This is a genomic window from Flavobacterium kingsejongi, assembly GCF_003076475.1.
GTDB classification, from domain to species: Bacteria; Bacteroidota; Bacteroidia; order Flavobacteriales; family Flavobacteriaceae; genus Flavobacterium; species Flavobacterium kingsejongi.
The window spans coordinates 1,705,835-1,732,620 of sequence record NZ_CP020919.1 but is presented as its reverse complement, the minus strand read 5'-3'; the positions used below and the strand labels follow the sequence as shown (position 1 = coordinate 1,732,620).

At 40.5% G+C, this 26,786-nt stretch carries 19 protein-coding genes; 5 read left to right on the top strand and 14 right to left on the bottom strand.

All coding sequences use genetic code 11. The features are described 5' to 3' along the window. Positions 1 to 35 precede the first annotated feature (35 nt). The 4 genes from FK004_RS07495 to FK004_RS07480 all read right to left on the bottom strand — a co-directional run bounded on the left by FK004_RS07495 (position 36) and on the right by FK004_RS07480 (position 6,000). On the bottom strand, positions 36 to 1,820 hold the full coding sequence (locus FK004_RS07495) for an ABC transporter ATP-binding protein (protein ID WP_108736702.1): 1,785 nt from the start codon (positions 1,818 to 1,820) through the stop codon (positions 36 to 38). A gap of 145 nt (positions 1,821 to 1,965) precedes the next feature. After that, complete coding sequence (locus tag FK004_RS07490; RefSeq protein WP_157956052.1) at positions 1,966 to 2,874, bottom strand: carboxypeptidase-like regulatory domain-containing protein; 909 nt, start codon at positions 2,872 to 2,874, stop codon at positions 1,966 to 1,968. A gap of 323 nt (positions 2,875 to 3,197) precedes the next feature. Then, positions 3,198 to 4,109 (bottom strand): carboxypeptidase regulatory-like domain-containing protein, encoded by a 912-nt coding sequence (locus FK004_RS07485; protein ID WP_108736700.1) that lies wholly within the window; start codon positions 4,107 to 4,109, stop codon positions 3,198 to 3,200. 304 nt (positions 4,110 to 4,413) lie between these two features. Further along, a complete protein-coding gene (locus FK004_RS07480; RefSeq protein WP_108736699.1) occupies positions 4,414 to 6,000 on the bottom strand; it encodes a L,D-transpeptidase family protein in 1,587 nt (528 codons plus the stop codon). A gap of 356 nt (positions 6,001 to 6,356) precedes the next feature. Here FK004_RS07480 and FK004_RS07475 point away from each other — a divergent pair, with 356 nt between their 5' ends. Further along, the gene (locus FK004_RS07475; protein WP_157956051.1) at positions 6,357 to 6,872 is read left to right on the top strand and encodes a YqhG/Tai3 family protein; all 516 of its coding nucleotides are present in this window, start codon (positions 6,357 to 6,359) and stop codon (positions 6,870 to 6,872) included. A 200-nt stretch (positions 6,873 to 7,072) separates the two neighbouring features. Here FK004_RS07475 and FK004_RS07470 read toward each other — a convergent pair whose 3' ends face one another. Then, positions 7,073 to 7,441, bottom strand: coding sequence for a hypothetical protein (locus tag FK004_RS07470; protein ID WP_108736697.1), 369 nt, complete (start codon positions 7,439 to 7,441; stop codon positions 7,073 to 7,075). A 132-nt stretch (positions 7,442 to 7,573) separates the two neighbouring features. On the opposite strand from FK004_RS07470, the gene FK004_RS07465 reads away from it, so the two are divergent. Next, positions 7,574 to 9,130, top strand: a complete 1,557-nt coding sequence (locus FK004_RS07465; protein WP_108736696.1) for a DUF748 domain-containing protein — start codon at positions 7,574 to 7,576, stop codon at positions 9,128 to 9,130. A gap of 403 nt (positions 9,131 to 9,533) precedes the next feature. On the opposite strand, the gene FK004_RS07460 is transcribed toward FK004_RS07465, so the two are convergent. Then, positions 9,534 to 12,293: an AsmA family protein gene (locus FK004_RS07460; RefSeq protein ID WP_108736695.1), complete on the bottom strand. Its 2,760-nt coding sequence runs from the start codon at positions 12,291 to 12,293 to the stop codon at positions 9,534 to 9,536. A gap of 208 nt (positions 12,294 to 12,501) precedes the next feature. On the opposite strand from FK004_RS07460, the gene FK004_RS07455 reads away from it, so the two are divergent. Further along, positions 12,502 to 14,661 carry a M3 family metallopeptidase gene (locus FK004_RS07455; protein ID WP_108736694.1) on the top strand — a complete coding sequence of 720 codons (2,160 nt, stop codon included), beginning with the start codon at positions 12,502 to 12,504 and terminating at the stop codon, positions 14,659 to 14,661. A 76-nt stretch (positions 14,662 to 14,737) separates the two neighbouring features. Here FK004_RS07455 and FK004_RS07450 read toward each other — a convergent pair whose 3' ends face one another. The 5 genes from FK004_RS07450 to FK004_RS07430 all read right to left on the bottom strand — a co-directional run bounded on the left by FK004_RS07450 (position 14,738) and on the right by FK004_RS07430 (position 19,423). Next, positions 14,738 to 15,103 carry a nuclear transport factor 2 family protein gene (locus FK004_RS07450; RefSeq protein ID WP_108736693.1) on the bottom strand — a complete coding sequence of 122 codons (366 nt, stop codon included), beginning with the start codon at positions 15,101 to 15,103 and terminating at the stop codon, positions 14,738 to 14,740. A gap of 79 nt (positions 15,104 to 15,182) precedes the next feature. Continuing rightward, on the bottom strand, positions 15,183 to 16,097 hold the full coding sequence (locus FK004_RS07445; RefSeq protein ID WP_108736692.1) for a pseudouridine synthase: 915 nt from the start codon (positions 16,095 to 16,097) through the stop codon (positions 15,183 to 15,185). Positions 16,098 to 16,249: 152 nt separating this feature from the next. After that, positions 16,250 to 17,176 carry a geranylgeranylglycerol-phosphate geranylgeranyltransferase gene (locus tag FK004_RS07440; RefSeq protein WP_108736691.1) on the bottom strand — a complete coding sequence of 309 codons (927 nt, stop codon included), beginning with the start codon at positions 17,174 to 17,176 and terminating at the stop codon, positions 16,250 to 16,252. Between the two features lie 55 nt (positions 17,177 to 17,231). Beyond that, entirely contained in the window at positions 17,232 to 18,170 is a 939-nt protein-coding gene (locus FK004_RS07435) for a mevalonate kinase family protein (RefSeq protein WP_108738780.1), read from the bottom strand. 158 nt (positions 18,171 to 18,328) lie between these two features. Then, positions 18,329 to 19,423: a diphosphomevalonate decarboxylase gene (locus tag FK004_RS07430; RefSeq protein WP_108736690.1), complete on the bottom strand. Its 1,095-nt coding sequence runs from the start codon at positions 19,421 to 19,423 to the stop codon at positions 18,329 to 18,331. A gap of 91 nt (positions 19,424 to 19,514) precedes the next feature. Here FK004_RS07430 and FK004_RS07425 point away from each other — a divergent pair, with 91 nt between their 5' ends. Next, the gene (locus FK004_RS07425; RefSeq protein ID WP_108736689.1) at positions 19,515 to 19,994 is read left to right on the top strand and encodes a TspO/MBR family protein; all 480 of its coding nucleotides are present in this window, start codon (positions 19,515 to 19,517) and stop codon (positions 19,992 to 19,994) included. A 37-nt stretch (positions 19,995 to 20,031) separates the two neighbouring features. Here the strand turns inward: FK004_RS07425 and FK004_RS07420 are convergent, their stop codons facing one another. Together FK004_RS07420 and FK004_RS07415 are read right to left on the bottom strand one after the other, a co-directional pair. Beyond that, positions 20,032 to 21,252, bottom strand: coding sequence for a BaiN/RdsA family NAD(P)/FAD-dependent oxidoreductase (locus FK004_RS07420; RefSeq protein WP_108736688.1), 1,221 nt, complete (start codon positions 21,250 to 21,252; stop codon positions 20,032 to 20,034). Continuing rightward, on the bottom strand, positions 21,249 to 21,917 hold the full coding sequence (locus FK004_RS07415; protein ID WP_420358895.1) for a glycerophosphodiester phosphodiesterase: 669 nt from the start codon (positions 21,915 to 21,917) through the stop codon (positions 21,249 to 21,251). The genes FK004_RS07420 and FK004_RS07415 overlap by 4 nt, the downstream gene beginning before the upstream one ends. 253 nt (positions 21,918 to 22,170) lie before the next feature. On the opposite strand from FK004_RS07415, the gene FK004_RS07410 reads away from it, so the two are divergent. Next, a complete protein-coding gene (locus FK004_RS07410; protein WP_108736686.1) occupies positions 22,171 to 23,034 on the top strand; it encodes a hypothetical protein in 864 nt (287 codons plus the stop codon). Between the two features lie 110 nt (positions 23,035 to 23,144). Here FK004_RS07410 and FK004_RS07405 read toward each other — a convergent pair whose 3' ends face one another. Then, positions 23,145 to 26,645: a metallophosphoesterase gene (locus FK004_RS07405; protein ID WP_262497674.1), complete on the bottom strand. Its 3,501-nt coding sequence runs from the start codon at positions 26,643 to 26,645 to the stop codon at positions 23,145 to 23,147. Positions 26,646 to 26,786 lie beyond the last annotated feature (141 nt).

Sequence of the window (26,786 nt, the reverse complement as noted above, 5' to 3'; positions counted from 1 at the left end):
AATAATGGTCAAAAAGTAGGCAATGCAAATACAAATTATGTTTCATCCATTGTCCGGGCAATTTTTTCGATATTGAGGCTTCGGGCACTGGCATCAAAAATGTCTTTATAGGTTCCTTTCTGGCGGTAAATATCCTCATGTGTACCGTGCTCTACAATGTGTCCTTCTTTCATGGCATAAATATGGTCGGCATCAATAATCTGGGAAATGGAGTGCGAGATAATTATTACGGTCCTGTCTTTTTTTATCGCATCCAGGCTATTTTTAATTTGCTCCGTCGCAATTGCATCCAAACTTGCAGTGGGCTCATCGAGGAAAATAATAGGTGGGTTTTTAATAAACATCCGGGCTATCGCGATACGTTGTTGTTGTCCACCCGATAATAATAGCGCTTTGGCATCATACTGATCTGGCATCTGCATGATCTGATCGTGGATATATGCTTTTTTTGCAGCAGCAATAATGTCATCACGGGAGGCATTCATATTTCCGTAACGGATATTTTCTTCAATAGTCCCATTAAAAATATGGTTCTTCTGCAAAACAAGCCCGATATTGTCCCGCAAGAAATGCGTATCATATTCGTTAAGGTCAATTCCATCGAGCAAAATCCTTCCACTATCCGGCGTATAAAATTTATCCAGCAGGTTAATGATCGTGCTTTTTCCAGCTCCGGAAAGCCCCACCAATGCGGTGATCGTATTGGGCTCAATTTTCATATTAATATCATACAGTGCTTTGGTACCATTGGGATACGTAAAATCAACTCCCTGTATTTCAAATCTTCCTTTGAGTGCTGTACTCCTATAATTGCCTGTGCGTTCCTTTTGTTCGTCTGCATTTAAAATTTCAAAAAAGCCTTCCGAATAAATCATGGCATCGTTCATCTCATCATAAATGCGATGGAGCTGGCGGATGGGTGCAGACACGTTATTGAACAGCAGTATGTGAAACATAATCGCCCCTATGGTCATTTTTCCGGAAAGTACCAGGTAGGCTGTAAGGATAATGATTAATACGACTCCTATTTGTTCTACAAATGTTTTAAGCCCATCAAACAGAAAACTGATCCGCCGGGTCTGCATTTGGTTTTCGGTCAGGCTACGCTGGAGATCCAGTTGCTTTTTGGCTTCAATTTGTTCGCGGTTAAAGGATTTGATCACGGTTATGGAATCAATAATACTTAATATCCCCTGGCTTTTTGATTCGCGATATCCCCGAAGATTCCGGCGCCATCCACTGAGCTTGGACGCCTGCCGTTGGGTAATTACAAAATAAACCGGTACGATGCACAGGCCTACCAAACCCACATAGAAATTTGCATTGAACATCAGGAAAAGTGCCACAATAGAATTGGCAAACAATGGCAGGATATCGATAAAGAAATTCTGTACCAACCGCGTCAGGCTTTCAATACCACGATCAATACGGGTTTGTAGTTTCCCTGATTCATTATTGCTATTAGTATAAAAGGAAAGTTTATAAGTCAGTATTTTTTCAATCACTGCCTGAGCTAAGTCCTGGGAAACTAAAATACGCAATTTCTCCCCGTAAAATTTTTGCCCAAATTGTACAAAAGCATTGATTAATTCTTTGCTTAAAAGTACAATTGTAATGAATATCAGGATGGGAATTCCGGCGTCCAGCCCCTTTCCCGCTTCAATAATCTGTGTGATATTATCCACCGTATACCGCAATATCCAGGCATTGACCTGTGCGGTAAAGGAACCTACAAGCGTCAACAGCAATGTTGCCAGCACCAGGAGTCGATAAGGCTTGACAAAAGGACTGAGATGGGCAAATAGTTTTTTAATGGACACGGGCAGGAAGAGGATTTAGTTACTATAGAAAAATGCGTGTAGAATCCGTCTTTTAGAACAGAACCCTACACGCACTTAAAATTACTAAATAATTTTGAAGATTTTAAACGATCTCCTTCAAATCTTCTACTTGTCTTCTAGTGGATTAATCATAATCGTATTCCGGAGTCAGAGCCACATCCAGGTGTGCTACTGTTCCTTCTTTTATAAAAATTCCATTGTTATAACTGTCTTTATACCCCGTAGCATGAACTTTTACGGTTACTATACCATCCTGTATTTTTCGGATGTGGTACTTTCCTTCTCCGTCCGTTATGGCTGTCTGTTCTTCGGCAATGGTAAATTCAGCACCTGGAATTGGTTTATTTTCTTTAAAACAGGTTATGGTCCCTTCAATTTGTGTCATTTTTCCGGTATAAGAAGAAATCACACGTAGGGCTTTGTAGTTCACCACAAAATCAGGATTGATAAACTTGAACAGGTTGACAGTTTTATCCAGCCTGTATTTTAATACCCGGTCTGCTTCCATAAAATGGTAATGCATCGTCAGGCGAAGTTTACGCCTTAAAATTGCCGGATTTCTCAATTTGGTTGCTGGCCTGCGGTAATCGTCCAACAGCAACCCCAATATTTCAAACAAACCTGCAGTAATTCCCACAGCTTCTAACGCCACCTGGCATTCGAATCCGGTTTCCCGTACACTATCGAGCATTTTCACCAAGGCATATTTTTCCATTTCCATCAGTTCATCCATGGCATAACTGAATTGATCCTGTAAGACAGCATCATTTTTTTCTACTGCATAATTATGTAGCAGCACTGCAATATCTGTCGCCACCTGGCATAACATTTCTTTCAGGCTGATCTTATCTTCGAGAGATCGGGTTACATAATCGGCTTGTTGTAAAGCATTCTCAATCGCAACGATTTTGACGCGAAAAAGATTAAAAGCATCCTGGAATGGCGGCGCAAGAACTGCAATATATGCATTGTCCATTCCATACCTTTCCACATTATAATACATTTTTAATCTTAATTTTTGTTTTGAATCCATCTTAGTACATTTTAGCTCAAACATTTAGTTTCCGATATTTAACACAAAAATACGACTTTGCATGTAAACACACTTAAACCGAGTTAAATTATGTCTTAATTTAATATTAATATAACTTTTAGGGGACAATCAAGCTTGATTTATAGCTTTTAAGGCTAATTCTCGTGGATAAAAAAATAGTAAGGCTTATAGGCTATCACCAGAGACACTAAAAAAGGTAATAATAGGCTTTTTTAGGTAAAATGCAGGAGTAAAATGCGGAGGGAAGTGGCTTTTTAGTAATCCTGTTTAAAATATAGTAGTAGAAAATAACAAACGGTATTTTAAGATTCGATTTGCTGGGGTGTTATCGCAATATCGAGATGGGCAATAAGGCCCCGTTTAATCAGGATACCGTTGTTCCGGCTTTTGACATATCCAGGCGCATCCACTATAATCGTCACAATACCTTCGGGTATTTCCTTAATATGGTACCTGCCCCCCAAATCCGTATGGGTACTCAAACCTTCCGATTCAATCCGGAACAGGGCTCCCGGTATGGGAATCTTCTTTTGATTGCAACGCACCGTTCCGGTAATCTGAGTAGACGGGCAAGAAGGATAAAGGTTCAACCGGCTGTATTTGTAATTGTAGACAAATTCCGGATGGGCTTCCTTATAGAGTTGTATGGTTTTGTCAAGACGCTGTTTCAATACTTTTTCAGCTTCTTCAAAAAGATAATATTGCCGCATCCGAATTTCACGCCGTACTCCGGCAGGATTCCTGATTTTCCCTGAATGTTTTCGGTAACTTTCCAATAGCTTTCCAAACAATTCAAAAAGGCCCTCTGTAATCCCTGCACCCTGAAGCTCGGACAATCTTGACATTCCGGTCTTATGGATGTGGGCCAGCTTGGCGTTCATTTCCTGATCCATACTGTAGATCAATTCGAAGAAAGTGCAATCTGCCTGCTGTTCCAGTTCCTTATCTTGTTGCTGCCGTGCATAAATTGCTATTGCCGCTGCAAGATCTGCTCCCGCCCTGCATAAGATTTCACGAACCGGTACTCCATCCTGCAGCCCCTTCAAAACCATTTCACCCTGCTGTGTCGCATAACCAATGGCTGCTACACGGGTGGTAAACAAACGAAAGGCATCCTCAAATAGAGGAATCATCGCGACGCGTTCCGCATTTTCTGCCCCAAACCGTTCTATGGTCCGGTACATTTTTAATTTTGCTCGTTGTTTGGAATCCATAATATCGTCATGTTTTAATTATTGATTATTATTGATTATTATTGATAGTCAAATATAAACAAAAAAGATGTTTTATAAGCCAATATGCTGTCTAAAATAAACTATTTTGATTACAATTGAATTGGTCAAAATAAGGCCTATCCTAATATAACATCTTATTTATCAATAAAAAATTATTTTACACAAACGAATACAATAAACTAAAATGATTATTTAATAAAAAATTGATTGATGGCAATAGTAGTGAAAAAAAAAATCCCCATTGCTGGGGATTTTTTACCATTAGGTGCAGTCATTCAAACTCTTATTTAGCGGTTTCGTTATAAAGCAGGTGCGCAAGGCGATTATCACGGTTATAAACATCTTCAAAGAAGCTTACTTTACCATTTTCGTCAGCCCAGGCTGTAAAATAGCCGATATAAACGGGTATTTTATGTTTCAAAGTGTAATTCTTCTCTTTACCTGCATGCATCGCAGCATCTATTTTTGATGGATTCCAGTTTTTATCTCCTTCTAATATGGCTACAGCAAGATCCCTAGCTTTTTCCACCCGTACACAGCCATGGCTAAAAGCACGACTTTCTTTATTAAAAAGGCTTTTGGCTGGTGTATCGTGCAGGTAAATGTTATTGGAGTTTGGGAACATGAATTTTACCAGTCCAAGAGAATTCGCATTACCCGGTTTCTGCCTTACATTCCCATTATTCCATTCCATATTGTGCTGTTCCAGGTAATTTTTATTTTTCGCAATTCCTGGTTTTACTTCTTTTTCAATGATGCTTTTAGGGATATTCCAATAAGGGCTAAATACTATATAGCTCATTTGTCCACTGAATACTACGGTTTGATTCAGTTCTTTCCCTACAACCACATTCGAAATTAATTTTGGTTTCCCATTAACCATATAATGCAATCGGTAGGAAGGGATATTTACCGAAATGAATTCTTTGGCTTCAGCAATATCAGGCGAAATCCAACGGCAACGTTCCATATTGACTACAATTGTCTTAATACAATCCTCTACGGTTACATTCATCAGTTTTACCAATGCAGGCGTAACATTTTTTTCCGGATTGAGGTTATGGGATTTTGCAAAACTATCCAGACCTGCCTGTAGATCGGTATCATATACATTACTTCCTGAATCGGATTTTAAATCACCGGTAGCAGCAAGGCGTTTACGAACCTGGACAATAGCCGTGGCACTATCACCCGGTTTTAGGGCTTTCACGCCTTCTCCCAGTGTAATAGCTCCCCAGCCACCTTTTTTCTGGATTTCCTGATAAAACTGTAATCCTTTCTTCAGGTTATAGTATTGTCCAATCAGCTCTTTATCATCTTTTTTAATCCTGCTTGGATCTTTCATCAGGGAATCCAAATAGGTTACATAGGATACTTTTTCACGTGGCAGGAACCATCCGGTTTCCTTACTGGCACTTGAATCTACCCCTTCGTATACATTTTTAACATAGAAAAAATACATACAGCTGATTAGTAATTCGTCATTCACATCGGGATTTTTTTTATCTGCTGTCCCTGCGAACAATTCGGCAAACTTATCCTTATAAGGAATCTCCGTCTGTACGCCTTCTGACTTAATTTGATTTACCTTATTGTATAAAGCATCGGCAAAATCCATTCGCCCGCTTTTATCATGCCAGATATAATGGTATTGGTACTTTTTGTATAGCTCTTTGATTTCAGGTTCAAAAGATTTAAAATCGGGGTATTTCACAAAAAAAGCAGCCACTTTAGTGCTGTCCAATGGTATGCTGTCTTCATCATTTATAACTTCTTTGGCTGTCTTTCCCTCCGGCTCCTTTTTACAGGATGCTGTAGCGAATGAAAAACCTGCAACGAGCAGGACGAAGTAAAGGTGTATTCTTTTCATAATGTTTTATTTTGTATTGCTTTTGGTAGATTAAATATAGCAAAAAAAACAGCGATTAGTAGATCTGTAAGAAATGTGCGGACTGTTTTAACTAAATTTAATAGTATTTATTAATTCGTTAGGAAATACAACTCTTTCTACCATGTATCCAAAAACGCCTACGAAGTTCTTTATTAAAATATTTTCGCCATTTTAAACACCACCACATCATGATAACCTGCTGTTTTTCAAATGACTACTCTATTTGTCACGCTTTTTTTATATATTTATGTGTCAACATGCTGTAGTAGTACGCAATAATGAAATATAAATACCAATTGGCTTTTCTCATTTATAAACACACTAAAAATCCATTTATGAAAAAAATACTATTCTTATGTTCCGGCTTGTTATTACTGCTGTCCGGCTGTTTAAATGATCCCGAAAAAGACATAAAAAAGGTCGTGACTACTTTTTTCAAGGAGTACAAAGGAGATTTCAGGGCTGCAGACAAGGCGCTGATCAGTACCGAATTGGCGGGGTTAATTGATAAAGCTGCAGCCAAAGAATTACAGGAAGCCGAAAATATGAAAAAAAGCGCTTTCCCAACAGACAAACCCATTATGATAGAGGGCGATATTTTTACCAGCTTATATGAAGGCCAAAATGCTTTTACTATAGGCGAAATAACAATAGAAGGATCGAAAGCGACTGTAACCGTGGATTTTAAAAACACATTATATGCTATCAACTGGAAAGATAAAGTAGCACTGATTCAGGATGGAAGTGGATGGAAAATTGACGATGTATATTATAAGGAACAGGAAAGTTCCGGAAGTACCAAAAAACAATTACAACAAGTGATTCTGGCCAAAGGTGTACCGGTAGAATAACTATTACTTATTAAGGAGTACGAGTGCCTATCCTTTACAAAATTTCATTGTTGTTAAACGTAATTTCCGAATCCTGTTTTTTTCATTTTTGCTGGTGCATTTGGATTATTGTGCCTGATCGACTATTTCACGATGGGAATGTTGTACGGGAAATTACTGTGAAAGCACTTGAGGCCACTTAGTGACACTAATCATTTTTATTATTCCTTATCTTTTTGCCATACAAAAAGAGCGGCAGGCTTCAGGCGTAATTTTTTATTGCGTTCCATTTTTACCAATTCCGCAGAAAGGCTGTCATTTACAAGATAGTAATATTGATTCCTGGCGTAAATCACCACTTTATCGACCACAGCGATACTATCCACATGGGCATTCAACAGCAGGTCCGGCTTATCCGAAAATACTTTGTACAGTTCATAATCCCGATCGGTTTTGGACAGGACTACCCCTTTCGCCACCACACGCTCCTGTACAATCTCTTCGATGGCATTTTTAGGCCGGTATGCCGAATTGCAACTTCCCAATACGACAATACCTAATATCCCCATTTTTTTTATGTTCCGTAACATGGCTTTCTTTTTTTGTAAAAGTACAGTATTTTTTAAATCTCATTTAGGGAAAGTACTATCGAAAAGTGAAATGAATTTCTATTTTTAAATTTAATCAGTACCTTGTAAGAGACTAATGATAATTTATATTCTATGAAGTGGATTAAAAAGATATTGATTGCCGTGTTAGGCCTGGTGTTACTGATTGTTGTCGTGAATATCGGATTGAATTTCTGGATTCGCAAGCAATTGCCCTCCATCATCAATGCGAAAAATGAATCCCCTTACCAGATTACCTACAAGAGCCTCGAAGTTTCCCTGTTGGATGGGAATGCTATTGCCAAGGACATTATCATTGTCCCTAAATCATCCTTAGGAAAAAGTACCAAAGCAGGTATTTATGCTACCGTAAAAGTGATTCGGATCGAGAATATCAGCAGCTGGTCTTTGCTTTTCCACAATAAAATCAAAGCACGCAGGCTTGATGTCAGTGAACCCGAAATTACGCTGTACAAAGATAACGACCGCCCTATCAATAATTCCAAAAGCATCAATGAGAATGTCGTAAAACCATTCCGCAATGTCATCACCGTTTCGGATATCAACCTGACAAAATGCAACCTTAAGATCCTTTCGATCAAGGACAATCAAGTTGCGCTGATCGTCAAAAATCTATCAATCGGCCTGAATGGTGTCATACTTGACGACAACACTTTACAGCATAAAATCCCATTTCAGTACGAGTCCTACAGCATCAACTGCGACAGTGTATTTTTCCGTTCGGACGAATTCTACCGCATGTCTGCAATCAATATCAGGACGACTAATGACGGATTGAAACTGGAAAATTTCAGGATGATTCCGGTCTACAGCCGTGCAGGATTCATCAAACGAATCCCGCTGGAGAAAGACCTCTTCACCCTTTCGGCAGAAGCATTGGCCATACACGATATGAAATGGGGCTTTAAAGAAGATGTCTTTTTCTTTGATGCTTCCCGGATTACCCTGGATACTCTTTTCGCCAACATCTATCGCAACAAAGTTTCGCCGGATGACCTTAAAACTAAAAAAATGTACAATCAGTTACTTCGGGAATTGAAATTTCCACTTAACGTGGATACCTTACAGATCCGGAAGTCGATTGTGGAATATGAAGAGGAAGTCGAAATGAAACGCGGACCGGGACTGGTCTCTTTTCATAATTTTAATGCGACCATCACCCATATTAAAAGTGGCTACAAACAAACGAAACTACCCGATGTAAATATCAAGGTAAATTGCCGCTTTATGAATGCGGCACCTTTAGCCGTTAACTGGAAATTTAATCCCCTGGATAAAACGGACGGATTTACCATTAATGGACACCTGAAGAATTTCGCGAGCCAGAAACTATCCCCTTTTATGCAACCTTATATCAATGCGACGATGACCGGGCAACTGGATGATGTGTTTTTTAATTTTACCGGCAATAAATACGGTTCCAAAGGCGATTTCTCCATTAAATACCACGACCTGGAAGTCAAAATCTTAAAGAAAAATGGGAAGGAGAAGAACAAATTCCTAAGTGCCATCGGGAACCTGTTTGTTCGCGATGATTCTAAAGAACAATTCCGTGAAGCTAAAACCGAAACGGAACGCATCCCTGATAAATCGTTTTATAACCTGCTTTGGCGCTCTGTAGCGGATGGATTGAAAAAGACATTATTATAGGCAGGTAAGAAGTGAAAAGTAAGGGGTAAAAGGATAAATGAGTAAAGGCCAGTGTTATCTGGCGCTCTAAAAAATGTATAATAATAAGAAACGCCGAAAAATTCCGGCGTTTCTGTTTTAAATAGTACTAAACAAACTATTGCAATAGCCCGATTTATTTATTCTTCCGGGATGTATTCGTATTTTTTTAATCTGGCTAATTCAATTCCTACTTTCTTTTTGGTTCTGCTAGTATCTGGAATTCCTTTAAAGACATCCCAGACCAATTTTATTTCGTTTGACCATAAAATCTTGTCATCATTATAGAGCAATAACTATTGCTTTTTTTGAAGGATATCAATGAACAGCAAACAATCAGAGCACCCATAAGAGCGTAGTAGAGTTTTATACACCATCTACAATACTATTCTTTTGCATTGGGATCGTATTTGGTCTCCTCTACATCTTCATGGGTTTTGCTGAATATTTTAATATTCGGTTTGTCATGTGTTCCTGTGACCATCACCGGGATACCAATAAGCCCGAATGGCGGCAATCCTACACGGAGTTTAAAATCCATAGGCCCTTTGAGATTGGTTTCTCCTTCCAGTCGGATGCGGAATACCGAGACTTTCATGCGGAAACGCTCCACCGTAATCACATTGTTTTTAATAGTTGTATTGATGTCAATTTTTGAAAGATCGGGATCTTCAACACCCAGCCCCGTTTTAGCCCCGAGATTATTGAATAATTTCAACCCGCTTACTTTTACTTTACTAATTTGTATCGTTCCTGCTCCAACCAAGGATTCTGTTATAGGGGACATATTACCATCCAGGGCTCCGTTTAGTGTGTAATCCGCGGAGATAATACCTTCAGCTTTTTCAGCGGCACTGGCGACTTCCCGAAAAAGCTCAATTTCCTTATACGCCCGTTGCACATCAAAATCCTTTGCCACGAGATGAAAATTAAATAACGCTTTTGTAGGGCTGCTGGCTTCATAATCGGCATCCATATTTACCTTACAGCCGATCAGGTTAAAATTGGTGTTTTTCAAGATGCCACGGCCTTTGCTCAGCGCAACAGTCCCGTTCAGGTCACTTAAAGTCAGTCCTGTATAATTTACTTTTTTAGCCTGGGCGGTTAGGGCAACATCCAGATTTTTAGGCAACAGGACAACGCCCGATTCTTTTGGATTTTCTGCTTTGGCCACCACTACAGCTGTTGTTTCTTTTTTAGTCTCGTTCGGTTTCAAAGCCATAAACTCATCCACATTAATGAGATTGGAATTGACATTAAAACTACCATTTAAAGTGCCGTGACGGGAGAATATATAGTTGATTACATTACGCAAATGCCCATTAATCGCAAAATCGGAATGCCCATAATCAGCAGTAAATTTATCAAAACGCATCTTATCCTGATGAAAACTGAAACGCCCTTCCCGGATATAAAATGGTTTTGGGAATAATTCCGATGTCGCTTTAATCTGGCTTAATAATAAGGTGCCTTTGTTATCCAGCCTCTCGTAATGCCCGTTCGTTGCATCACTCTGAATTCCTTTCAGCGAAAGATCTGCTTTGATATACCCTTTCAGGTCAAGCCCTTTACGGGAAAAAACTTTATAGATTTGCGCTACATCAATGTCTCCTTTGGCCCGTACATTATAATTGACATCTTCAAAATTCTTAAAGATGGCTGTCAGGAAAAAAGGATGCTGCTCGAAGGTGAATGTCGCAGGATTCAATGCCACATACAAATCCTTATATTCTCCTGTTTTATTGATTACTGTAGCTTTGAAGTTAATTCCGGTAATCGGATTCGGGTAATAAGGCGTTTTGATACTGGCATTTTCCAATACGGCAATTCCTTCCGTAACCGGGAATTTTCTTTTTTCGTAATCGAATTGCCCTTCCGATTTGATATTGGCACGAAATACACCTTTCATATCCACATCCTTGATATTAAAAGCGGTTTGGATTTTACCAAGGTCAATATTCGCTACTATTGCCGCTTTCAGTTTCATTTTCTCCAATCCTATAGTTTTCACTTTTGCCCGTGCATACCCACCCCCAATTTTCATTGCCAACGTATCCAGTTCCACACTAAGGCTGTCAGTATTCAGGGATGGCATTTTTGTTTTTAGGTCTAAGTAAATATTAGAGGCCGGAAAAGGTGCGGAAGGATGCTGGATGTACCCGTCACGTATGTCCATATTGAATGCCATATCCGGTTTGAAATTCCGGGAAGCATTATAGTTTCCTTTAAACGTAAACAACACGCTGGTACGACCCTGGAATTTGCCTTTTTCCACTTCATTCAGGTATTGTGCCGGAAGTGCCCCAAAGAGGTCTTCCAGTTGGCTGTCGATCGAAGTTACAGTTACATCAATATCATAACCGTCTTTTAATATTTTGAAATACCCATTAAATTTAATAGGTAGCTTATTGATCAGTAATTCATTCTTACGGAACATAAAGGCCAGGGAGTTGGTATTGATCCGGGTAATCAGGTCGGCATGCACTTTTTTCTTTTGCATGTAGGCCGCTCCATTATAGTAAAAATCCAACTGCTCGATTTGTGCATCGGTAGCCAAATCAAATACATCTTCACTCAAATCCCCTTTCCCTACATAATTAAACCCTTGTGCATCGACGAGCATTTTGGTTGATTTGTCGTAATATTTAATATGGGTGTCTGTAATATCGATTTTATCCAGTCGCAGTGCGGTACTGGATGTGGTGTCTACCGGGACACTCGGGTCTGCAATATAGACATTGTAGTTGGCTCGCCCTTTTTCATCCACCATGACATTGGCATTGGCTTTAGAAATATAGAGTTTGTTGATTCGGATTTCACTATCAAAGATCAGTCGTTTCAGGTTGATCCCAAAGGATACATTTTTGGCTGCAATTAGCGTGTCTTTCTCAAATGGTGCCGAACCTTTTAAAGAGAAATCATCAAGCGTCACGGTGAGTGATGGAAAATGGTCGAAAAAAGACAATCGTGCTTTGGAGAAATTCAATTCTCCCGCAAGTTTCTGATTGGCGAAATTTTTAACCTGCTCAGCTACAGTCCCGGGAAAAAGAATAGGGATAATAAACAGCAGAAACAAAATCACTGCGACCGTAATTCCAAGTATCTTGGATACTTTTATCGCTATTTTTTTTATAGTAGGATTCATAGGGAAGACATTTTAAGCCGGCAAAACTACAGTAATTTAAGCTGATTTATACTTTAAAGATAACTTTTTGAAAGTAATATTTAATCTGATTTAACGTATTAATAATACTTTACCGCAGGCTATTTCCAAAAACATAAAAACCTTAACAGCATTTTTGGCACAGTTTAGCGGTATTTCAATTATTTTTACTGCTATTCAAATTTTCGCCATGAACAAAAAGACTATCTTTATTTGTACGGTAATTGGCCTGAGCCTTTTATCTGCACCACAAGCTAAAGCACAAAACATGAATCCTTTATTAGAAAAGTACACTACTCCTTTTGAGGTACCGCCTTTTGGCAGTATTAAAAATGAGCATTTCAAACCGGCTTTTGCGGCAGCAATTGCCAAGCATGACCAGGAGATCAAAGTGATCGCTGAAAACCCTGCTGCACCGGATTTTAACAATACGATAGTGGCACTGGAAAATTCAGGGCAACTTTTAGCCTCAGTCAGCACTGTTTTCTATAACCTGAATTCTGCCAATACAAACGAGGAAATCCAAAAAATTGCCAAGGAAATTTCTCCGGACCTTTCCGCCCACAATGATAATATTTCCCTGAATGCCAAATTATTCCAGCGCATTAAAACAGTTTATGATAAAAAAAGTACGCTCGGCCTAACATCAGAGCAAACTAAATTATTAGAGGATACCTATAAATCATTTGTACGCAGTGGAGCTAATTTGTCCGATACTGATAAAAAGCAATTGCGAACCATCAACAGTGAACTTTCCCTGACGTCCCTAAAATATGGACAGAATATATTGGCTGAAACCAACAATTATGAATTGGTCATCGACAAGAAGGCCGATCTTGCCGGCTTGCCAGCGGAAGTAATTGAGAATGCTGCTACAGATGCCAAAGCAAAAGGTAAAGAAGGGAAATGGATATTCACCCTGCAAAATTCAAGTGTAATGCCTTTCCTGCAGTACAGCTCCAATCGCAAATTGCGTAAAGCCATCTGGACTGCATACCAAAACAGAGGCAATAATGATGATGCGTTTGATAACAAAGCCTATGTAATCGAATTGGCCAACCTACGCGGCAAAAAAGCCCGCTTATTGGGTTATGCTTCCCATGCTCATTATGTATTGGAAGAATCAATGGCTAAAACACCGGCAAAAGTATACGAACTGCTGAATAACCTTTGGGCTCCTGCATTGGAAAATGCCAAAAAAGAAACAGCAGCCATACAGGAACTGATGGATAAAGACGGCATTAAGGATACGGTACAGCCTTATGACTGGAGATATTATACGGAGAAAATCCGCAAGGAACGCTTTGACCTGGACGAGCAGCAACTGAAACCTTATTTCAGTCTTGAAAATGTGCAAAAAGGCGTCTTTGGCGTAACCGAAAAATTATACGGCCTGAAATTCAAAGAACTGAAAGATGTTCCAAAATACCATGAAGATGTTACCGTTTATGAAGTTACCGAAGCCAATGGCCAGCATGTAGGAATTATCTACATGGACTTTCATCCCCGTGCTTCCAAACGTGGCGGTGCCTGGATGACTTCTTACCGCTCCCAGCGTACTGTGGACGGTGTTCGTGAAGCTCCGATAGTTTCTATTGTATGTAACTTCTCGAAACCAACGGCAAATGCTCCTGCTTTATTGACGTTTGACGAAGTAACGACCTATTTCCATGAATTTGGGCACGCCCTCCATGGACTGCTTTCCAACGTAACCTACAGAAGCCTTTCCGGTACCAGCGTGCCACGTGATTTCGTAGAATTGCCTTCGCAAATCATGGAAAACTGGGCAGCAGAACCGGAAGTACTTAAAATGTACGCCAAACATTATAAAACGGGTGAAGTAATCCCGGATGCACTGATTGCAAAACTGCAAAAATCAGGAACTTTTGACCAGGGATTTGCTACTACCGAATACCTGGCTGCTTCCTTACTGGATATGGAATACCATACCCAGAAGCAGGACATTACAACTGATGCCAATACATTTGAGAAAAATGCAATGCAAAAAACCGGACTAACATCGGCAATTATCCCACGATACCGCAGTACTTATTTCAGCCATATTTTTTCTGGGGGCTATTCCTCAGGATATTATAGCTATATCTGGTCGGGTGTGTTGGATACTGATGCTTTTGATGCCTTCAAATCAACCAATTTATTCAACCCCGAAAAAGCAAAATCATTCCGTGAGAATGTACTGCAAAAAGGAGGTACAGAAGACCCGATGGTATTGTACAAACGTTTCCGTGGTGCTGAGCCAAGCATTGAACCGTTATTGCGCAAAAGAGGACTGGATCCCAAAACAGCAGTAAAAAGCAACCTCCCAAAAGGTAAAAAAGCAAAACTGTAATTTGATATAACAAAAAATCCCGGAAGCTACTTCCGGGATTTTTTTTGCTTTGTTACAACCTTGTAACCTGTATTTATTACCCGTGGTATACCCGGGAAAAGATAATTTTATTTTCTTTATCAACATCCAGTACTTCCGCCACCAGCATATCGTCTTCGCCATCTACCGTTCGTACATATTCCATAAATACCCGTTGACCGTTGGCCGTGAGTGACGTTACTTTGTAGTGTAAGGTTGGCAAACGGTCGAAAGCATCCTGCCACCATTCGCGCAAAGCTGCTTTTCCGGTTACATACCCTTCGGTTTCCGGTTTCCTGATCTTTAGTTTTGGGCTGAAATGCCGCGCTTCATCATCATATAGCGACAGTAGCTGCTCCAATTCATGCTTATTGAAAGCATCAAACCATTTGTATGCTATGGATATTATTTTTTCGGGTGTCATTGTAAGGTGAATTTAATGCAAAAATAAAAAATCCTGTTCCATCTCTGAAACAGGATTTTCTTAAATATTCCGTTTGGAATTAAATATTTTTCAGGTTGATCACTTCCTGATCTGTCAGGAATCTCCAGTTTCCACGAGGAAGGTTTTTCTTCGTTAGTCCTGCATACGATACACGGTCAATACGCAATACATCATATTTGAAATTTTCGAAAATCGCACGAACTACTTTTACATTTGTAGTACGTAACTTGATGCCGATTTCGGTTTTAGGTTCGTTATCAATATAACTCACTTCTTCCACGAACAATCGGTGGCCATCCAATACTACACCGCCAGAGATTTTCTCCAGGTCTTCATACTTCAGGTTTTTATCCAGGGATACCTGATAAATTTTAGAAGATTTCTGATTGGGCATAGTGAATTTACGAATCATATCGGTATCATTGGTAAACAATAATAGTCCGGTTGTATTCTTATCCATTCGTCCTACCGGCTGGATTTTTGAATTGGTTGCTCCACGAACGAGTTCCATAACATTACGGAATTCATTAGCTTCGTCCATAGCGGTAGTAAAATTTTTCGGTTTGTTTAGCAGTATGTACTCCTTACGTTCCGGATTCAGGACTGCTCCGTCAAAATTAACCACATCTCCCGGTTTTACCAGATAGCCCATTTCGGTTACTGGTATACCGTTTACCTTTACGTTTCCGGACTGAATGTAGATATCGGCATCACGGCGTGAACACACCCCGGAATTGGAAATATATTTATTCAGACGCATCTCATCCGGATTTTTAATCCTTTTAGGTGCCTGATTCGGTTTAGGAACTTTTTTTTCTGCATCTGCTGCAGCCGCCGCTTTGGGCTTGTCAGTCGCTTTTTTAGGTTTTTGCGATCTTTTGTTCAGGGCAGGCTTCGATTTTGAACTGCTTTTTCTCTCGCCTCCCGGCCGTCCCGAAGAACTGTTTCTGCTGCTGCCTTCTTTCTTATTCATAAATTTTGATAATTTGATGCAAAGATAGGTATTTGGATCGGTTGATTGTTAGATTATTGCATTTTTAGGCAACTATCGTACGATTAGCCCATTACTGGCGGGCTGAGCCTTTTCCAAAACAGTATAAAAACGGATATTGTAATGATTTTCAATTAGTAACACACCATCAAAAGTATGTTTCGTCCCCGGATCAGGACAATTGGATCGATAAGCACAATACTGAATACTCCGGCTACAATAATAAATTTAAGCAGGTTGTGCAATTGGATATAGTCGCTTTTTGTATTCGATTTCCGAAGCTGGAAAAGGAAAAAAAGCAGCATCAGCAGGCTGGCATAAAAATAAATATCCATGTAGCCCACATGGTATACTTCTATCAGAAAATAAACGGGTATAACCGTTAAAAGCGTTAAGGTCGTAATGACTTTCTTCGCTGTTTTTTCCCCATAAAGAATAGGGATCGTCCGGTAATCACTTACAAAATCACCAGTCAGGTTTTCGAGGTCTTTCACCAATTCGCGGATCAGGATCAGCAAATACAGGAAAGCCGCATGGGCAAAAATTTCGGGATAGAGATTTTTATAATACAACAGGATTCCAAAAAATGGGAGCACGGCCAGAAACGCGGCCATCAGGTTGCCTACAATGGAAATCTTTTTTATTTTATGGGAATAGAACCAAATCAGGAAAATATAAGCAGAAAAGAACAGTACTGCCCGGAAAGAAACAAAAAAAGCAATCACCGTTACCATCAGATTCAGTGCAAAATAAACGCTGATCTTAGTCTTCTGGCTGACCAGGCGGTCGAGCATTGTTTTTTTAGGCCTGTTGATCAGGTCTTTCTGGCTATCATAAAAACTATTGATGATGTAACCGGAAGCAATGGTCAGGGAAGTCGCGAATACAATAATAAAAAGATTGCCATCCAGAATAACATTCAATGCCCGCTGGTCTTTTGCCAATATAAATATAGCCGCCAGGTATTGCGCCAATACAATCACAGGGATGTTGTAGCCGCGCACCACAGAAAACAAACTGATAATTTTCATTACTAAGAGTTTGTTCTTTCTGCTTAACATTTAAATGGATTTCAGGTGTTGATTATTCTCTCAATTAAAACAAATTCCGACTGGTTTAAAACTGGTATACGACTTCTAATTTGTAGTCTTTTAAGGATAGCCTTGCTTTATCGATATCTTCTGCAAAGCCTAAGATATAACCACCACCGCCGGAACCACAAAGTTTAAGGTAATAATCATTGCTCTCAATCCCTTTTTGCCAAAGTTCATGAAATTGTTCCGGAATCATCGGTTTGAAATTACTCAACACGACTTTGGAAAGTTCTTTGGTATTGGCAAATAATGCTTTTACATCGCCATGCAGGAAGTTCTCGATACAGGCATCGGTATATTTTACGAACTGATTTTTCACCATCGCACGGAATCCTTTGTCTTTAAGGCTTTCCATAAAGATACTCACCATGGGAGCGGTTTGTTTTACCATTCCGGAGTCCAGCAAAAACACAGCACCTTTACCATCCAGGCTTTGGGTTGGTATTCCGGTAGCTTCGATATTATCGTGAGAATTGATCAGGATAGGAATGCTCAAGTAACTGTTCAACGGATCTAAACCGGAACTGGTACCGTGGAAAAACGATTCCATTTTGGAAAAGATCTGTTTTAGTTTCAATAATTTGTCACGGGTAAGGTTTTCTAATACCGTGATTTTATTTTGGGCATATTGATCGTAGATTGCGGCTACAAGTGCGCCGCTGCTTCCTACTCCATAGCCTTGGGGAATACTGGAATCAAAATACATTCCGGCTTCCACATTCAATTTTAGGGTATCGATATCAAACTGTACCAAACCATTGTCTTCCTGTTGCATCTCGTCAAGATAGTCAACAAAACTTCTAAGGCTGGCATTGGATTTTTGAGCTTCAGCTGAAAGATTATCATCTACTTTCAGTCCGCCATTATAGAAATTATAAGGAATGGACAATCCCCGGGAACCTTTATTAATGGCGTGTTCACCGAAGAGTAAAATTTTGGAGTAAAATAATGGTCCTTTCATAGGTTGTTGGTATAAATTGCTCCGGAAATTATTCGGGACAATTGTTTGTTTGATTTTAATGTTTGGGGCATCATAGCGAAAATACTTGCTTTTGGTACACAATTCCCTTATAAAGGTACGCTTTTCTTATCCTGAATACAAGTGAATCGTTGCTGTATTTACATTGCTGTAAGGGCCACAGCACCGCTTCCAATTTCGTCGCAAAGATACTGACTATTTTGACAAAAGTCAATTAATTCATTTTTTATAAAGAACATTACACTTTCTTTAACTTTTTGTGGATAAAGTACATGCACGTTCGCACCGGCATCTAAGGTAAAGCAGACCGGGGTTCCGGTAGCATTCCTAAATTTCCAGATCCTGTTAATGATTTCCAGTGTATTGGGCTTCATCAGTATAAAATACGGCATGGAAGTCATCATCATCCCGTGCAGGGTCAATGCCTCACTTTCCACAATTTTAATAAACTCCTCCAGGTTACCCGATTCAAATACAGGAATCAGGGCCGCTAAATTCTCGTGTGCCTGTACAAAACGTCTATCGGCGTATGGATGGCCATGCATTAACTCATGGCCTACCGTACTGGAGACCTGTTTTTCGCCTTTGTCAACCAGCAATATAGTATCCTGGAAATCGGTAAATACTTCGTGAAGCGGATTCGGATAAGGCACCCCAAACAAATCGGAACTTCCGGCGATCCCGGCATGCTGCCCCCATACGACAACATTTCCCTGAATACTCCTACAGGCACTTCCAGATCCCAGGCGGGCCAGGAAAGAGGCTTTTTGAAAAAAATAGGAGTCGGTCATTTCGGGATTCAATACGCGTTCCAATGCCATCAGGTTCATAGCCAATGCAGCCATTCCGGAAGCAGAAGAAGCAATTCCCGAGCTGTGGGGAAATGTATTTTGTGTTGCAATCGAAAAATGATATTCTTTCAGAAAAGGAAGATATACCACTATCCTTTCGAAAAATTTCTGGATTTTAGGCTTGAAATCTTCTTTGGGCTGCCCCTCAAACAACAGGTCGAATGAAAACCCATTCCCTGTATTTTCTTTTTTGGTGTAGGAAAGCGAAGTAATCGTTTTACAATTATTCAAAGTCAGGCTTACAGAAGGGTTTGCAGGAATCTGATTGTCCTTTTTACCCCAGTATTTCACTAAAGCAATATTACTTGGCGCACTCCATTCGAAGTGTCCTTTTTCGGAGGTCTGAGGGTAGGAAGAAGGAATAAAATCTGCAGCTGCAATCATGTTTTAAATTTTGCCAAAGATACATTTTTACAAAAACATTATGATTTATTTCCTTTTCTTTTGAGTAATTTTAAACACAAAACAACCACTTATGAAGTCCCAATTCTCTAAAATCTGCATTACCGTAGTGATTTGTGTCGCGATCGGATTGCTCTCCAGTATTGCTACACAATCCAGTATTTCCACTTGGTACCCCACTTTAAACAAACCTTCTTTTAATCCGCCCAACTGGATTTTCGCACCGGTTTGGACTGTACTTTATATTATGATGGGAATTGCAGCCGGGCTCGTATGGCATCAAAAATACCTCTATCCTTCAGCAGTAAAAAAAGCACTGTGGGTTTTCGGTATTCAGTTGTTCCTGAATGCCCTGTGGTCGATTTTATTCTTTGGGAAAAATGATCCGTTACTGGCTTTGGTGGATATTATCTTCCTGTTATTATTTATATTGCTTACCATCTCCTATTTCTATAAGATACGCCCTATCGCAGGCTATTTGCTGATTCCATATCTTTTATGGGTGTCGTTTGCAACGGCTTTAAACGCCAGCATCTGGTGGCTGAATCCATAAATAATAATGTGTCCCTTGTCCGTAGCAGTGCTACGGACTACGGTAGACCGATGATTGATTGGGCGGCGATAAAACCGCTCGTCCATGCATTTTGGAAATTAAATCCACCCGTAATCGCATCGATATTAACGATCTCTCCTGAAAAATAGAGGTTCTCGTGCCTTTTGCTTTGCATGGTTTTAAAATTGATTTCCCTGAGGTCAATCCCACCTGCTGTCACAAATTCTTCTTTAAAGGTACTTTTACCATTCACCTGATAATGAGCATTTGTGAGTTCATTAACGAGTTGCTGCAATTGTATCCTGGACAAATCGGCCCATTTGGTTTCTACTTCAATGCCAGAAGCAATTACCATACTTTCCCACAATCGGTTTGGGAAATCAAAAGGCGATTTCTTACTAACCGCTTTTTTAGCATGTTCGAGTTTGAGCTCTTTTAGTATTTTTTCTGCATCTTCCGCATCCACGTCATTCAGCCAGTTGACCACAATCGTAAACTGGTAATTTTTTTCAGCTAATATCCTTGCCCCCCACGCGGACAGTTTTAATATTGCAGGGCCGCTCATTCCCCAATGGGTAATGAGTAAGGGACCAGTGGAAATGAGTTTTGTCCCTTTTACTACTACCGTTACCTTTGCAGCAACACCGGGTAATTCTTTAATCCGTTTGTCTTTGATATTGAAGGTAAACAAGGAAGGCACGGGTGGCACGATGGTATGCCCCATTTCCTGCAACAGTTCCCATATTTTAGGATTGCTGCCGGTTGCCATTACAAGGGTTGCACAAGTAAAATTATCATTTTGCGTGGTAATTTTCCAGTGTTCCTCCGCTTTATAAATTGCCTGGACACTTTGTCCGGTATAGACTTTTATATTGAGTTTGTCTGCTAATTGGGTAAAACAATCGATGATGGTTTGGGAAGAATTGGATTCCGGAAACATCCGCCCATCTTCTTCTATTTTTAAAGCTACGCCGTGTTCTTCAAACCATGCAATGGTATCGCCACTACAAAACTGATGGAATGGCCCCCGAAGTTCTTTTTCACCACGTGGGTAAAACTTCACCAATTCATTGGGTTCAAAACAGGCATGGGTAACATTGCATCTTCCGCCACCGGAGATTCGTACTTTCGTCAGTACTTCTTTTCCTCTTTCGAGTATGGCGATTTTTAGCTTTGGCTTTTTTTCTGCAATATTCAGTGCGGTAAAAAAACCGGCTGCCCCTCCACCTACGATAATAATATCAAAATTCTGGATCATATTCTATCGGGATAATCGGAGATAATACCATCGACACCATAGGACTTGATCCGTGCAATAACGGCAGGCTCATTCACGGTCCAGGTAAATACTTTATACCCTTTCTTCTGTGCTGACTTTACGTTTTCGGCTGTCAACAATCCGTAATGCGGATGGATGGCTTTTGCCGCAAGTTTGTCCGCCGCATACAAAGCCTGCCCAACACTGGCTTGGGTGAGTACCCCTAAATGAATTTTAGGATTCAGCTTAAAGGTCGTATCGAGTTCTTCCTTTTGAAAGCTGGAAACTAAAAAATCATCATAGCTCCATCCTTTCGAATTTACATATCCTGCCATCACTTCTGTAACAGCCTTAGCGGTATGTTCTCCTTTTAATTCTATATTGACCAAACAACGGCGGTCTACAAAATCCAGTACTTCTTCCAATGTCGGCACTACCGTTTTTCCTTCTACCGACAATGCCTTTATCTCGGTAAGTGTCAACTGATCCACTCCTCCGGTACCATTAGTAGTCCGGTCTACCGTAAAATCATGGATGACTACCAATTCTCCGGACGCACACAGGTGTACGTCGAGTTCAATTGCGGTAGCGCCCAGGTCAAGGGCTTTTTTAAAGGAAAGCAGCGTGTTTTCGGGTTCATACCCTTTGGCGCCACGGTGTCCGATAGTGAGAATAGTTTTCAGGATCTGATGAATTTATAAATAAGGGTGTAAATTTAATTATTCCGAATGGTTTTTTCCTGGTTTTACTGATAAAAACACCTGCTGCATAACTTTCAACTGCTGTATTCCCAGGATGGTTCTAAAATATCTTACTTTTGCAATAGGGATAGCAGCGGTATCCTTACCTCCTTTTTCAGGAGGTACGATATAGCGAATAGCCCGGCCCGAAGGGATTGCCCACCTTAAAAATTTTACTATGAAAACATTACGACTGCCTACCTTGCTCCTTGTTGTCTTTATTCTGCTTTCCTGTGCCCGAAAAACCGGCTTGAAAGAACTTTTTGAACTCCCGAAAAAACTAAAGGAAATTTCGGCTGTTGAGAAAGTGGCACATTCTGATTTGTTGTGGACCCTTGAAGACAGCGGTAATGCACCGATGGTATACGGAATCAACAGCAAAGGAAAAATAGGCCATACGGTATCGCTTACCGGAGTGACTAATGTAGACTGGGAGGAACTGACATCGGATGCTGCCGGCAACTTATATGTGGGCGATTTTGGTAATAATGACAATAAGCGTAAAGACCTGGCCATTTACAAAATCAAAGCCGAAGATTTAGAAAAAACCGCCGCTGTCCCTGCAGAAACGATTACCTTTTACTATCCGGAACAAAAGGCGTTCCCTCCAAAGAAAAGCGACTATTTTTATGATTGCGAAGCCTTTTTTATTTTCCAGAATACCTTTTACCTTTTTACCAAGAACAGGAGCAAAGGCTTTGATGGTACGACACTGGTGTACAAAATCCCAAATACTCCCGGAAACCATGCGGCCGAATATGTAGGTTCGTATAAAACCTGTAATATTTTCAACCATTGTGCGATCACCAGTGCAGCCATTAGTCCGGACGGCAGTAAAATGGTACTATTAAGCAATAGCCGTGTTTGGTTATTTACCAATTATAAAGGGGATCACTTCCTGGATGGTACTGCTAAAATGCTGGAACTTGGGCTTATTTCCCAAAAAGAAGGCGTTTGCTTTAAAGACAATACCACCCTTTTTATTACTGACGAAAGAAAGAAAAAGACCGGCGGGAAGCTTTATGAGTTTGAACTGGAATAAATAGTGTTGCACCTGAAATTAGATCAGGATAAGAGTGCATATAAAAAAAGGTTGCTAAAAATCCACTGTGATTTTTAGCAACCTTTTTTTATTTTTATTAAGTCTGGCTATTAGAAACCGAAACCTATACCGCCTGAAATTCGAAGCCCATCTGTGGAGTGAAATACCGAAAGCTGTCCGGTGACGAGGTTCACCCCATTAATCCAGATTCCGCCTCCGAATGACTGATGCCATTTTCGGGAATCGTTATTATCCAGCCATACTCTTCCATAATCGTAGCCTCCGAATACTCCATACTGTGTAGGTGCTATTCCGGTCCTGAGTTTACCCAGATTCAGGCGCAGGTCAGTACTTTGGTAGAAGGACTGCTTCCCGGAGAAACGCTGGTTGCGGAAACCCCTAAGGTCATAATCGCCCCCTAAGGTAGAAGCCTGGTAAAACTCATATTTATCGTCAAAAAGTGCTTTCCCTTTCATCACCGTTGCCAATACCCATTTCCCGCTTGGTGTCAGCCTGTAATTGAATCCTAATGCGGTTTCTGCATACGGAAATCGCCTGTCGGTTTCATTGACATTCATCGTAAAACCACCCAACATCGAAAAGCTCATTCCCAAGGTTGGATTGGAAGTATTGTCATAATTGTCATAGCTGTATTTGGCATTCAGGTCCACAAAATTCTTATAGCCAAATGCATCGTCCGGCACAACACCAGGTTCTGAAATAAAGCGCCCCTCGGTATCCAGCACCCTGATTCTCTGAAATGAACTCTGAATAACGGCAGCACCACCCTGCTCTCCTTTCCACTGTAAGGAAGGAGCCGCAATAAGCTTACGGATTTTTACACGGTTGTAATTCCTGTTGATTTCTTTTTGAAGATTGGGGGTTTCATTACCAAATCCGAAGAAATTCACGCTGAAATTCGGGCTGGTATACTTTGCATCCACTACCAGGTTCCAGTCCCCGATCAAATGGGTAAAGATCCCTTTATAGGTAAATTCATAACCACCAGTCGCAAAATAGTAATTTCCTCCTATGCTGTGCCTTTGTGTATACGGATAGCGATTGAAACCATTTACGGTATAATTGGCCACCGCACCCAGTTTTACGCCATCATCAGGGTTATACCCAATCCAGGGATATCCCGCTACTACATCGTACTTTGGTTTTTCATAATCATAAGTATTCACCGTATAATCATCAGACAGTATTTTACGGGCATGACCGTCGTTATTGAACGTGTTTTCCTTGGATTTGAAATCATATATTTTCACCCTTTTTCCAGCATTGATATGATATACATCATTATCCTGGCCTCCCAAAAGACGAATCAATATTGTTTTTTTCCCTTTTCCGTTTACGGTATAGGTATCTTCTTTATCCAAACCATACAACCAGATTTCTTTGGTTTTTGGCTTAAAATAAGTGCGGTCCTGTACCAATTGCTGCTCTCCATTCACCGAACTGTATAATTGCACTCGTGTCCCTCCTTCCGGCTCCCTGGTAATCAGGAATTGATCTTTGTTCTCCGTTCCTACTACCAATACCGTTTCCTGAAGTACATCGTAGTATTTCCGGGCATATTCTGCTAAGTGGGTTTTACGGATTTTAAGGTCACTCTTGATTTTATCAATTGTTACCCCTTTGACTTCTTTCGGTACATTCTCAAAGGCGATATCTATTTCTTTATCACTCAGGTGGTCTACGATATACTGCGCCTGTTCCTGCCATACCTTTTCATCTGATTGTGTAATCAGTGCCAAATCGAGGGTATAAGCCTCCCGGTTGAACCAGCGTACATTGTCAAGATCATCGTCAAATTTTCGCATGTGGCGCAAGGCCGGGATGTTCATCAAAATGGATAGCAGCTTTCCGTCGTATTTCGTAAAGGCCTGGTCGCGGTCTCTTGGAATAGGGCGATATATTACTTTTCCATTTTCTTTATATTCTCCCCAACGCCATTGGTCATCGTGCCGGTCCCAATCTCCAATCAGCATGTCAAACATTCTGGCCCGGATATAAGCTGGCTCATCAACACTGTATTTTTTGCTCTTTTTCACATTGGACAGTACGTCTTCTGTACTTACAATTTTCGGCGGTTTCCCAAAACTCTCCAGGTCGCTGAATTTGTCCATCGGGCGTTCTTCGATCATGTACAGTTCATCCCCGAAGTTTTCATTAAAAAGTGCCAGCCTGTTTTGCTTGGGCACATAAAATAACTTTGGATTTGTATGGTTGATCCCAACTTTATCGGCAAGGTTCCCCACTACAAAAGGCGTATAAGGATGTGCTGTGGTATAAAAATCTAAAATAAAATCTTCCGCAAAAGTATTCCTGAAATCTTTTTCAACTGCCTGGTCTTTAAAAGCTACTGATTGCAGGAAACGTGTTGCACTTTTACGCAATGCCCGCATTACATATTCGCGTCCGTTCTTATCTTCAATTCGCAATGATTTGGACTGGTGGCCTCCCCCTTCAATTGTGGGTTTCAAACCGCCATAAAGCGTATCCAGTGCCACCGAACGGGCTTTAATGCGTGTACTATAATATTTGCGATAGTGATTCCCCCAAAGGAAACGGTAAGCACCGCTCTTGGTCGTCATTTGGGTAGTATAAATAGCGGTATCTTTTACCGCCAGGAATTTATCTTTGAAAATTTTCAACGTTGGCTTCGGCCGTGCAAATGTTGGCTGCTGTTCGAAAAGCAGCGTTTCTTTGCCTTTTTCTGTAGCAAAAAAGGATACTTTTGATGCGCCATTATCTTTAACTTCGAGTACGGCATAACCATTATTCCCGTAGGAGAAATCATTTTTATTAATGGCCCGTGCCGGCGCTTCTTTTGATCCGGCCCCACTGATAACCTGTTTTACGTTATCCTTATCGATGTATTGCAGGTTGTGTTCGTGCCCGGAGACCACCACCACGTTTTCCTTATCCTGGATCAGGGTTTTGATCCTTTTGATCAAGGTATTGTATTTCTTATTCTGCAAATCCTGTGGATTCACTCCGGAGGTTTTTCGAAACAAATTGATGACCGTTCCAATTACCGGAAGGGGAATATTAGACTGAAAAGGAAAAATATGCTTTCGCAGCGAAAATTCACCGCCATGAGGGCCATTACTCATCAGGGGGTGGTGGATGGCAATAATCGTCGCTTTCTTCTGGTCTTTATTGATCTGGCTTTCCAACTCTTCGAAAAAGTCTTCCCGGGTTTTGATCACACAGTCATCGTTGATGGAGGGCTGTGCGTCCCAATCTTCCAGAAACCATTGGCTGTCAATCACAATCAGGCTGACGTCATCGTTGATATTGATATGGTCGATACCACAGCTTTTACGCGGCAGAAATGACTTTTTACCGAGATAATCCCGTACAAACTGCGCCTCTTCTTTTAGTCCGTCGATACCGCTATACCAATCATGATTCCCTGGAATAACAATCGTTTTGCCTTTGAAGCCTTTCGAAATTTCCAGTTGCCTGGTTAGCGTTTGCTCTGCGGATGCCCGTCCCGGATCGCCTTTTTTCGGCATTCCTTTCGGATAGATGTTGTCACCTAAAAAGAGTAAGGTACTGTTGGAATCGGCTTTTTGCAAGCGCTCATTCAACAGGTCCAAAGTTTCCTTTGCTGCTATAGCTTCTGTATTTCCGGCATCACCGATCAGATAGAAAGTATGGGATATTTTTTTTTGTCAAAATTATCTTTTACGGGTACCGGCACACGGCTTCCGAACTGAGAATGCTGTGTGGCACAGGAT